This is a genomic window from Cytophagia bacterium CHB2 (assembly GCA_030263535.1).
Taxonomy (GTDB): Bacteria; Zhuqueibacterota; Zhuqueibacteria; order Zhuqueibacterales; family Zhuqueibacteraceae; genus Coneutiohabitans.
In genome coordinates this window covers 1-11773 of sequence record SZPB01000382.1, presented here as the reverse complement: position 1 = coordinate 11773, position 11773 = coordinate 1, and the positions used below count along the sequence as shown (strand labels likewise).

6 protein-coding genes are annotated in these 11773 nt (G+C 53.6%); all 6 read right to left on the bottom strand.

What is annotated here, in order from left to right:
* Positions 1-3302: DUF1565 domain-containing protein (locus tag FBQ85_25415; protein ID MDL1878470.1), on the bottom strand; the 3302-nt coding region annotated here is incomplete at its 3' end.
* Positions 3303-3450: 148 nt separating this feature from the next.
* Positions 3451-4062 carry a hypothetical protein gene (locus FBQ85_25410; GenBank protein ID MDL1878469.1) on the bottom strand — a complete coding sequence of 204 codons (612 nt, stop codon included), beginning with the start codon at positions 4060-4062 and terminating at the stop codon, positions 3451-3453.
* 14 nt (positions 4063-4076) lie between these two features.
* On the bottom strand, positions 4077-6104 hold the full coding sequence (locus FBQ85_25405; GenBank protein MDL1878468.1) for a PEGA domain-containing protein: 2028 nt from the start codon (positions 6102-6104) through the stop codon (positions 4077-4079).
* An 846-nt stretch (positions 6105-6950) separates the two neighbouring features.
* Positions 6951-8213 (bottom strand): hypothetical protein, encoded by a 1263-nt coding sequence (locus FBQ85_25400; protein ID MDL1878467.1) that lies wholly within the window; start codon positions 8211-8213, stop codon positions 6951-6953.
* 201 nt (positions 8214-8414) lie between these two features.
* Positions 8415-9425: a UPF0164 family protein gene (locus FBQ85_25395; protein MDL1878466.1), complete on the bottom strand. Its 1011-nt coding sequence runs from the start codon at positions 9423-9425 to the stop codon at positions 8415-8417.
* A 131-nt stretch (positions 9426-9556) separates the two neighbouring features.
* Positions 9557-11773, bottom strand: a 2217-nt coding sequence (locus FBQ85_25390) for a TonB-dependent receptor (protein ID MDL1878465.1), incomplete at its 5' end; no start/stop codon positions are given.

Below are 11773 nucleotides of genomic sequence, written 5' to 3'. Positions count from 1 at the left end.
GACATGAATACCATATATTCACTTTCGATTTCGGATTGAGTTGTTTGCCAGTCCGCACGTTTTTCCAAAAAGACTACGCTTGTTTTCACGCCAGCATTATATGGCGCAAAGGTTTCTTGGGGCAAACTAACAATGGCCTTCAACTGCGCCCATCGCAAAATCCAATCGCGAATCTCTTGCATCGAACTATTCGCCAACACCCCATCCGGCAGTACAATCGCCAACTTGCCGCCGGGCGCAAGAAATTCGAGACAGCGATTCACAAACGCCACTTCTTGCGGCAGACTTTTCGAAATCTTTCCATTCAACTTGCTCACGCCATCGCGCGCCGCCAAGTCTTTTAATACGCGCTCGTTTGTCACCTTGGAACCAAACGGCGGATTTGTCAAAATCATCGTCAAGCCGTTTGGATAAAAACCGGGATTGCCCGGCAGACCTTCCATCACGCCGCCCGTAATGCTCGCCAAAGGGGACAGGGAATCCATGATTTTCAAGTCCGCATATTGCGCGCCATTCATCAACGTATTCACCCGCGCCACGTGCATCACATTCGGCGCATATTCCGCCCCAAATAATTGATTATCCCGAAAGCGGATAAACTCTTGGGTTGGTTCTTCGGGATTGATGTCATCCGATTTTCCACCCTTCGCGCCAACGGCTTTGGCAAATTCCTGTTTGCGAACATAATCGAGCGCATGCGTCAACATGCGCGCCGAACCGCACGCGGGGTCGCCGATAAAATCATTCGCCGTTGGCTGTAAAATTCCCACCATCAAATTAATAACCGGCGTCGGCGTAAAGTATTGTCCCAAATCATCTCGAAAGGTCTTGCCCAGAAAATCTTCAAACACGCCGCCTTTGACATCCGCCGACGAACGCCGCAAACTCCACGGCTGCAAACGTTTCACAATCTCAAACGTCGTGTGCGGTTTGAATTCTAATTTGTCGCCTTCTTTGAACGCGAGCCGAATCCCCGGATTGTCGCCAAACTTTTGTTGCAGCGTCTTGCGCTCCCATTCTTTGGCTTGCTCGAAGGTTTTCCCCACTTGGGCAACCAAACGTTCGGGGTCCGTCTCGTTGCTCACGCTAAAAACATACGCCCGCGCTTCACCCGTTTGTTTCGCCAAATCAATCGTCGCTTGTTCGTCGTACCATTTCGCAAACAAAAATTTGACCATTGCATCCACCGCTTCTTGCGGCTGCAAACCTTCATTGAAGTTGCCGGCAGCCACTTTGACGGTGTCGCCCGAACTCGCACGGCTGAGCGCTGTTTGAATGTTGCGCACAGGCAGGCTGGCGGTGCCCGGGTTGGCGTCGTTACCGCGCGTGGCAGACACGTGCAGGACGGTATTGGGTAAAGTTGTGAATGTGCGATCGCTGCCATTGCTGGTTCCCGCGCTGTTGCTCGCCGTGACGCGAAAATGATAAGTCGTGTTGGCGGCAAGATCCGGCAAGACTGCACTCACCTCCGTTGCGTTGTTGCCGATCACGGGGCTTGGTGTTGCGGCAATTTCACTGCCGTAGCTCGTCGTCAAGCCATATTGAAATTTGACCGTGGCGCTGGCAAGGTTGGCATTGACCCTTGCATGCAATGTGGCGGTGCGCTTGCCGATGTTGGTTGCAGCGTTCGTCGTCACGGTGGGCGGCGCCGGCGTCGTGGCCGAGGCCTCATTGGAGTAGGCGGAGTTGCCGGCGTCATTTTCCGCGCGCACGCGATACGTGTATTGCGTTCCCGGCGTCAAACTGGTGTCGCTGTGATTTGTGCTGCCCGCGGCTTTGTTGAGGAGGAAGGTGAAAGCGCCGGTTCCGATTTTTCTTTCAATTCTGAAACGAGTCTCATTGCCGGATTGGTCGTTCCAGGTGAGATTGATTTGCGTGCTCGAAATCGCATTTGCCTGCAAGTTGGTCGGTGCCTCGGGCGGCGTGGGCGGTGGCGGATTGGCAGTGACCTGCAGTGTGGAAACAGAAACGCGAAGGTTGTCTTCTTCGTTGCTTTCACGGATGGTGTTTTCTGGGTCGAGGCTGAGCCAGACACAGTAACTCCCCGGGCTGGTCGTGTCCGGCACAGTCGCGAGTTCTCCACTAAAATTTTTGCTTTCATTGAATCCCAGCGGCGGGGGCATGGTGTAGGAATGCAGAAAGCGGGTAAAATCTGGTCCCCCAGTGTTGTTCTTGGATAGGAAGAAATTGATTTTGATGTCAGTTATAACCAAATCCGCATCGTTGTTGGTTATCGTGCCGCTCAAACTTATTGTGCCTCCCGGCTCGACGGCGTTGGGGCTGAAGGAAAAGGCTGAAGCAAACAAATTTGGCACAAAAGTGTTTAGCACGCCTTTGAAAATACCGGACTGAGAAGTTCCGGCCACAACCAGGTCGCCCTGCCCTCTTGCAAGCGAAGGGATCACGGACTCGGTCAGCCCGGTGCTCATGGGCACCCAATTCTGACCGCCATCTTTTGATCGAAATACCCCGCCGCCGTCTGTGCCAACACAAAAATCATCAGTTGAGTTTTTAAGCAACGACAGCACATTCATGTTGGTCAAACCCGTGCTCACCCGCACCCAAGAATTGCCATTGCTGGTTGAGCGGTACACCCCCCCGGCCAGCGTGCCGGCCCAGATTTCGTCCAGGGAATTGATTGCAAAAGCGCGCACGCGGGTGTGAAGCAAGCCGCTGTTGACCGGCGACCAGCTCGCCCCTTCATCCACCGAGCGAAAGATGCCGGTGTCAAACGTGCCAGCGAAGATGTGCCCGCTGCTGTTGACGGCCACGGCGCGAATTTTTTCGTCAGAAATGCCGCCTGCCAATCGAGTCCAGAGATTTCCGGTGTAACTGGCAAACACGCCCGAGCCGTCGGTGCCGGCAAAAATGCGGCCTTCGGAATTGATCGCCATGGCGGTGACGGCGAGATTGGTCAGGCCGTTAATCACCTGCGTCCAAGTGTCCCCGTCGTCGGTGGAGCGGAAAACGCCGCTGCCATTGGTTCCGGCAAAAACATATCCATTCGACTGAATGGCAAACGCGGTGATATTCAGATTGGTCAAACCGGTATTGACTGCCTGCCAGGTTGCGCCGTCATTGTCCGAGCGAAAGATTCCCCCGCCCTCGGTTCCCGCAAAAAGGACGTCGGCGCGGTTGGCCGATATTGCCGTGATGCGGCCTTGAAAGCTGGGACCGCCGGTTCGTTGCCAAAAAGATTGCGCTTGTGCTGCGCTGAGCAGCAGCGTATGCAACAGAACAACTATCAAGAATTGCTTTTTGCTGCGCGACCAAACGACCCTCTGAAACCGGTTGAGGTTCATTAATGCTCTCCCATTTGGCGGCGATCACAGCCGAAGCATGAGCACGCCACCCGTCAATTTAATGTTTGCCGAACCAACCGCAGTTTAGCTTGTTCAGGAATTTTTGCTTCAGGTGAGATATTGCGTTATCACCAAAAACACAGCGACCTCACGGCAGCGCGGGCGGTGTCGGCAACGATTGCGGTGGGGGCGTTGTTTCATTGCCCCCGCCGCTGGTAAGCACCGCCGCCACAATCACCGCGACGCCGGCGCCACCGCCAAGCAAAAGCCATTTTGCCGCCCTGCCTTTTTTCTTTTTGGAAGCTTCTGGCTCGCCCGGACCGGACGGTTGCAACGCCGGCGGCTCTTTTGCAACAGATTGCTCCTCAACGCGCACTTGCTTGACCAATTCGACAAAGCGGGGAGGATCCTGTACGGGATCAGGCTGATAATTTGACGCGAGTTGCAGTAAATTGCGAATCGCCTCCTTAGCTTGATTCATGTCCCCTCTGGCCTGATATGCCATGGCCAGCAAACGATAGGCGCGCAACTGCGTTGAGGTCGGCAGGCCGCTTTGGCGCAAGCAGCGCTCGGCCATGGCAATGGCCTGGTCAAAACTGGCGCCGTAAAATTTTTGTTCGGCTTCAGCTAGTTCCGCGGCGCAGGCGGTTTGCGCCCGCAAAGCCGCTGTCGGGTCAAAGCCCGATAAAACGATCAGACACAATGCGCCCCCAAGCCGCCGGACGCATAAACGCAGAACATCGTGTTTTCTGCACAGCATAAGCAATCTCCGGGTTATTGAATTTTTTGCAGCGTGAAGCGCAATGGCTCGGGCACATTGCCTTCCAACAAAATTGTCTTCGGCGCATCCAGCATGCGATAACCTTCATGCCGCACGGTGATGGTGTGCAGTCCGATAGGCAGCGTGAGCCGCCAGGGCGTTCTCAAGTTGGTGTCGTTGCCGTCGACGTAGATGCTCGCGAATAACGGATTGTTCGATTCATCGAAGGCAGCAACACCCAGGGTTGCCTGCTTGTTGAAATCAATTTCTATAAAAGCCTCCTGGCCGGCCGCAAGCGTCACGTTTTTTTCCCATTTGCCCAGCGTGGGATGAACCGCGGCCAAGCGATACGAACCGGCAGCCAGAGTTTTACTGTAGCGCGTGTTTGCATCTCGCCGCTCCAGTGTGCCGTCGATATAAATCGTTCCATAGGGTTTTACCAGCACGCTCAGGGTGCCACTTTGCGGCCGGAGTCTGCCGAACACCTCGCTTTTGAGTCCGGAGGATACAGTTACGGAGTCAGCATAGTCTTCATATCCTGGATGGCGCAAAAGGATTTCGTATGTGCCGGCTGCGAGCTGCGCCGTTCCCGGAGTTGCCCCGAAATCTCTGCCGTTCACTAAAATCGCGGCGCCGGCGGGATCGGATTTGAGGTCGAGTGTGCCCAGCGCCGGCGTGTTCGGCTGTTCCGCACTGAACGCAATCTTTTGCAGGACATAATTTCGTTGCGGGTTAACGCCATGGACCAATGAAAGCTGTTCTTGCTGGGTTTGATAGCCGGGCGCGGAAATTTGAATATCATGCCGGCCCACCGTTAATTGCAAACTGGCCAAACGAGCAGGCGCGATCACGTTGCCGTCAATCATCACGCGTGCTTCGGGCGGCATGACGGTGAGCGCAAGCCTCGCGGCGGGCTGCAAGACAAACGAAAAGGTTTCGGCCCGGCCTTTGAGCTTAACGATTGAAGTATCGAGCGTGAAGTAATCTGCCTTGTGCAGGCGGAGCGTGATCTCACCCTCCTGCGTCACTGGCAATTCGAGCGGAGTTACGCCCACCGAATCCTCGTTCAAGAAAACAGTCACGCCGCTTGGTTTCGTGGCTAAGGACAAGATGGCAACAGGTGTTTCGCTGGGTGAAGAGGGAGGACCCAAGTACTCCCGCAAAACAAAAATCGAGATCAGCACAAAAAATACCGCGCCTACAGACGCCAGAGTTTTCCATCCGGGGCGCCTGCGAGAATGCGTTGTCGAAGTTGGCGTTGCTTGCGCATGCGCCTTTTTTTCGAATGCCATAAGCGCCTCGGCCATTTCTGCCGCTGTTTGATAACGTTCGCCGGGAGTCTTCGCGAGCGCTTTCATAACGATTTTCGACAGCTCTTTGGGAATGGCCGGATTCCGCCGCTCGAGCGCCGGCAGCTTGCCTTCGACGATGATTTTGCGAATTTGAAAATCAGTGTTATTCGCATCGAAGGGCGTTTTGCCTGCCAGGGCCTCGTATAAACTCATGCCCAGAGAATAAAGATCGCTGCGCCGATCGACCTGGGACATGCCCTGAATTTGCTCGGGCGACATGTAGTGCAGCGTGCCGCCGGTCACCGTTGTGGTTGCGGGTTCGGAGGGGTTTTGGATTTTGGCCAGCCCGAAGTCCATGACCTTGACCATGCCGAGCCGGTTGATCATGATGTTGTTGGGTTTTAAGTCGCGATGGATTGCCTGAGCAAGCGGGCCTCGAGCGCGGAGCATTTGCGCCAGCGTGTCGCCGTCAACGAATTCCATCACCAGCAGCAGACCCAATTCGGTCTCGCGCAGCGCATGTACCGCGACGATGTGCGGGGTTTCCAGTTTTCCTAACGCCTTGGCTTCCGCCCGAAATCTTTTCAAAAAATTTTCATCGCGTGACAGCCCAAGCTCCATCATCTTGAGCGCCACAATCTTGTCGAGCTGAATATCCCGGGCTTTATAAACGACTCCCATCCCGCCTTTGCCCAGCAGCTCCAGAATAAGGTAATTGTCTATCGTTTTACCGATTAGTTTCGATTCCATCAAGTGAGGCGCGAAGTTTTTGTACCAGGAAAAGGCCGGCTAGCAAAGTTTCTGCAATGTGCCAAGGCAGGCGAGAAGCCCCGGCATTCGGATCGTGACTTGTTTGCAACGAGCAACAGCAACCGGAGCCGCGGGCCTGATGCCATCTTTACAAATGAGCTTATGCAGCAGTCACGGAAGCCGGTGTCAATTGCATGCCGCCAGACGAAATACATTTCGAACAATGGATTCGAGCCGATTTGTGTGGAGCGCGAAGTCTTTCTGGAGGTGTTTTTCATCGCAGGCGCGCTTCCTGAATGTGTCCGCGACGGCTATTGAAACTTCTATTCAAATCACAAAGTGGATATCATTGCAAAAAACGGCTGTCTGCGCGAAGGCAGAGTGATCACAAAAAAACTTGGCCAATTTCGCGTGCGATTGCGGAAATCGCCAAACCATAAGGAGAAGAAAGGATTGAGATCGATTAACCAATGAAGGTTAGAAGAATTCAAACCCCAGGAATCGGGTGGGTTATTTTTCCGTCATGGCATGACTCTCGAAAAGTGTTTGCTGCCATTTGTTCGGCAAACGGTCAAGAAAAAAATGCCAGCAGGCCCAAGGCGCACGCACACGGCTGTCACTGCACCACGATGCTGTGCTGGAGCATTGATACAATATCCTTTTGAAGAGTAATTTCCTGGGAGGGTAAACGAAGGCGGAACAATAATAATTATTTTGATTTTGTGCAAGCGCATTCTGGAGCGGGAACGCGGCTTGGCTGGACATGAGGCGTTTTTAGGCTGCCTCAGAGTTGCGCTCGGAAGGCATCATTGTTTTTGCAGCTTCACTAGCGCTGTCCATAAGGCATCACCGCAAGCTCAACTCGCCGGCGCGATTGATCACAAAAACTTTCTTTTCCCCCTCGGCCGCCAACACGTCTCCGGTTTCGCCGTCATAAAAACGCAGCTCTAAATTTTGCCCCTTCAAGTCAAAGCGCACGAAGCCGTGTTTGCTGATACCTTTTTCTTTGACGTTGTCATCCGGATCGAAGCTGTTCCACCAGGTATATTCCTGGCGCTGGGGATTGCCGGCTTTCACACGGCTCGCCTTGGCGCCGGCGCCGGAAACGACATGAACCTTGGGATTGCCGGTATTCTTATAAGCCAGTTGCAAAACATGTTCGTGCCCGGCAATCGCAGCCTGAACCGCTACGCCGCTGCCCGCAATGACGGCTTGTACGGCGCGCATGTAGGCCTGGTATTTCGGAGCGCAGGTATCCTCGGGATCGAGCAAATTCACTGCAAAATCCACGGCGTTGGAATCCTTGCTGCACGGGTTGAGATAGCGCACGGTATTCGCTTCCTCGTCCCAATGTTTGTAACCGCCGTGCGGCCCAAGTGTGTAGAACGGATGATGCAAGAAGAGCAGGCGCCATTTCACGCTGTCGTTCTGTTTATGCGCCGCCAGCAATTGATGCAGGCTGTCCAGCGCGGGCTGCCACGTCGTCGTGTCCGTGCGCAGCGGCAGCGCAGAGTCAAGAAAGATCATTTGGATTTTATTCGTGTCCGGGCCATACAACACGGTTTGCGGCAGGCCTTTGTAGTATGTCCAGGCGCGGATGGTGTCCGCGCGCTGATTGCCGAGATCGCTGATGCCGTAGGGCGCGGTTTGCACGCTGTAAATATTCAACGGCAGTTTGAAATCAACCGCCAGAAAAGCATAATAATCGTGATTGCCGGCCAGCGCATGCACCTGAGGCCGGCCCAAACTGTTCGTCACCTCGTTGAACGGGTCGAGCACGGATTTAATCTTTTTCGATACTTTTGCTCGTGGAATATTCAAGCCGATGGGATAAAAATTATCGCCCAAAAAAATCAGCGCGTGGAATTTGTCTTCACGATACATTTTGCGCATGACTGCGGCATTGTGTTTTAGAATATCGCCGGCTTCGCCCACGTCGCCGATCGCGACGAAGGAAAAATCGGCCTGGGTGGGCTGAAAGCGGACGATGGATGGTCCGCAGGAAAGTGATAAAAAGAAAACCGTTGCGCCAAACAATAGTTTCAAAAATAGTTCGCGGCGAGGCGTGAGCATGAATTTTCTCATGGGTGGCTGCATCAAAGATTTCATAGGCGCTGAGCGTTTCCAAACGCAGAATAAAATTCTGCAAGCCTTTCGCCCACAAAATTGAAGTCCCACAAAAAAAGCTTTTTACTTCTGTGGGATTTCCACTTTTGTGGACGGAGTTTAAGGCTGCTTGAAGAGCTTCGATTTTCAACTTGTCTGAAAATCGGTGCAGATATTCACCGTTCAGGAAATCGTGCGCCACTGCTACAACTTAAGGTTGGCTGTAAACCGGCTGGCGCTACCCAAATTGCCGAACTCAGTATACGAAAAATCCAGGTTCAAATTAAAGACTTTCAGCGGCAGGGCCACGCCCGCACCGAAGGTGAAGGTTTCTTCGTCGACATTGGTGCGATAGCCGCCGCGCAGCGCCAGCGCATTGCGCCACCAATATTCCGCGCCGAGATTGAGATTTTCGGCATTGTCGTTGGGATGATTGAGTTGCAGCGCCGTCGTGACTTTGTGCTCCGCCTGGTTGACGATTTCCGTGGCAAAGCCGATGCGGAAAATCGTGGGCGGCGCAAAATCTTGAAAGCTGCTGGTCTGTGAGCCGTCGCGAAAATAGAGCGTGCCCGAGGGCTTGATATTCGTGCCAAAATTCGACACCGAGATGGCAAAGCGCGAGGTGCCAAAGCCGGTCCAATAATACGTGCCGAAATCAACGAACACATTGCGCGCGTGCAATTCGGCCAGTGTTTCATCGACATATTTGAGCGTCACGCCCATGCTGAAGCGATCGGTCATGCGCCGCGCGAATGAAAGCCCCACGGCAAGATCGCCGAACGAAACAAAGTTGCCGGTGCCGAGCGGCTGGTACACCGTGGTTTCCTCGAAATCATCCGTATGCAGCGCGGTCACGCTTATGCCCAGCGCGTTCAATTCACCCAGGCGATGAACATACCCGGCGAATTCATGCTTCACCTCCACCGGCCAGTTCACATGGGAGAAGATGAATTCGCTTTTGTTCATCTGCGCAATGCCCGCGGGATTCCAATACAACGCGGAGGCATCGTTTGCCAGCGCGACAAAAGCCTCGCCCATGCCCACGGCGCGGCCGCCCACACCGATTTTGAGAAATTGCGCCATGGCCGTGCCCGCGCGCTGATTGCCGAGAATGGGAATAAGCTGGGCGCGCGCGGCGGGAATGAAGATCACCAGCGCGAGCAAAGCTGCACCGGCGGCGACTCGTTTGTTGTATTTCAATTCAGTTGTCTTCATCAAAATTCTTTCTGTGATTTTCAGGCCCTGAAGATTCTGGTTCTGCAAAACAGCTTGGTTCCCGCGGGCTGAGCCTGTCGAAGCCCGCGTTCCCACTGGGTATTCACACAGTTTGAGTCAAGCTGCTGTGACTAGAACCTCATCACCAACCCCACTCGGACATTCCGTTGCGTCAAATATCTCGCCGGATTAAACGGAAACGGATCGAGCGGTGCCTGCGTGTCGGGATAAAATGGATCGTTCCAGCTCGTGGGCGTGGGATCGCCAAGCTCATACGCCTGTCCGGTTACCGGATTGATGATTTGTGAGTTTTTGCGATCGAACAAATTCACCACCTCGATTTGAAAGGTATAACTCAAACCCGCAAGCCGAAAATACTTTTCAAAATTCAAATTAACCCAAAACCAGGTTGCCGCCAGCTTACCGTAAGGATCATCTGATTCGCCGTTTTGATCCAAATCATCTTCATACTCGGGCCGGCCATTGAGCAAGGTGGTGCCGGTGAAGTAGTATGGCGTGTAACGCTTGCCCGCTTGCGCAAAGGCGCGCAAGTTGAGATTCCAGTTATCCGGAATTCTTACGCCGAAAACTTTCGGGCCTTCGCCTTTGTCGAGATTGAAATTCGCCACGGCGCTCACCTGCCAGGGACGATCCCAAATGAGATAATCTTCCGTAATCGGTTTTTCATTCAACGTGCCTTGCGCCACCAAAAACGCATCATCCGGCGAAGAACTTTTGCCGGTCGCGAGCGAATACGAACCGCTGATCGAGCCGGTGAGAAAATCGCCGGCGCGCTTGCGATATTCGACTTCGAGGCCGCGGCTGCGCGAATAATCGAGATTGAGATAGGTGGTGAAGGTTCGGCCTGAGAGCCGGCCGCTGCCGCGGAAATTCACCGTCGTGACATAATCGAAAATATCTTTGTAATAAGCCGTAACCGTGAACACGTCGTTTTCGGTGAATTTATGCCGCACGCCGAACTCGTAGGCCACGGTGGTTTCATAATCAAGATTGGGATTGCCGAATTTTTGAAAGGTTGACTTCGCGCTGTTCTCGCCCAGTTTGGCATAGACAAATTGCGGTTTCGGGCGCTTGGAAAAATGGCCGTAGGAGAAGAACAGCATTTGATTGTCGGTGATGGGATGCGAGATGCCCAGGCGCGGGCTGACGCGGCCGCGCCAACGCCGGCCGAAAAAACTATGCGTCTCGTTTTTGAATTGCTGCCGCGTGGCGTCACTGATCGTTACGACTTCGGGATTGTTGACGGCATCCTCCACGAATTTCCCGGGAAACCAATAATCGAAACGCAGCCCCAGGTTGGCAATCAAGCCTTTGAATTTGATTTGATCTTGCGCGTATATGCTGCCGTAAGCCGGATTGACGCGATAAATGTCGTTGTTCAAACCCAGGCCGCCGAACCAGGGCCGGAAGATGTCGATCATCTGCATCTCAGCGAATTGCGTTTCAAAGCCGGCCTTGAGCTTGTGCGTGTTGTCGGCGCTGTGGCGATTGAGATCGAATTTGAACGTGTATTCATCGACGTAATGATCGTGCCAGGTGGCTCCATTGCCGTAATCCCAAAAGCCGTCGCCGGGAAATACCGAAACGATGCTGCTATCCGCGTTATAAAAATAATCGATCGGCGTCGTGACAATGTCCTGCGGTTCTTCGTATTCCGTCCAATGCTTGCCGTTCACATCGCTGCGCAAATTCGTGAAAAAGCGCGAAAGTTTGATTTCATAGAATGTTTTCGTGTTCAGCGTATGCGTCCACGACAGCGCCACATTCTTGTTGAGATGGGTGAAGGTTTGAAAGTTATCGAGATTTTTTTCGAAATCGTAGGGATAGCCCGGGCTGGGTTCCACGTATTCCAGATTTGTTTGCAACGATTTTTCGTTTTGATTGATTGAAACCGATTGATTGCCGGAGATCATCAATTTGTGCGTCGGCGTGATTTTCCACGTCAACTTGAGCAAGCCCGACCAGTTGTTGTCCTGGCGTGGCGCGAACGTCTTGCCATGAAACGTTGAAGAATAGAGCTGGCGCGCGCTGGTGCGCAAATAGGTGTCGCTGGTCAAGGCATACAAATTGCCAAAAACGCTGAATGTGCCGGGCACGCGCAGACCTAACGCCGGTAAAATGAGATTGGTAACCGGCTCCGGGCCGCTCAGGCTGAACTCCGCAACATCGGTGCGAAAGCTGTGGCTGTTTTTTGTGCTGAATGTGCCGATGATCGGCGTGCCGGGATCGAAGCTGCCAAAATAATCGCGTTTGTAGGCCAGCGAACCGCGGTAAGTAGCGCCGCCTTCTTTCGTTCTGACGTTGATGATGCCGGACATGGCCTGGCC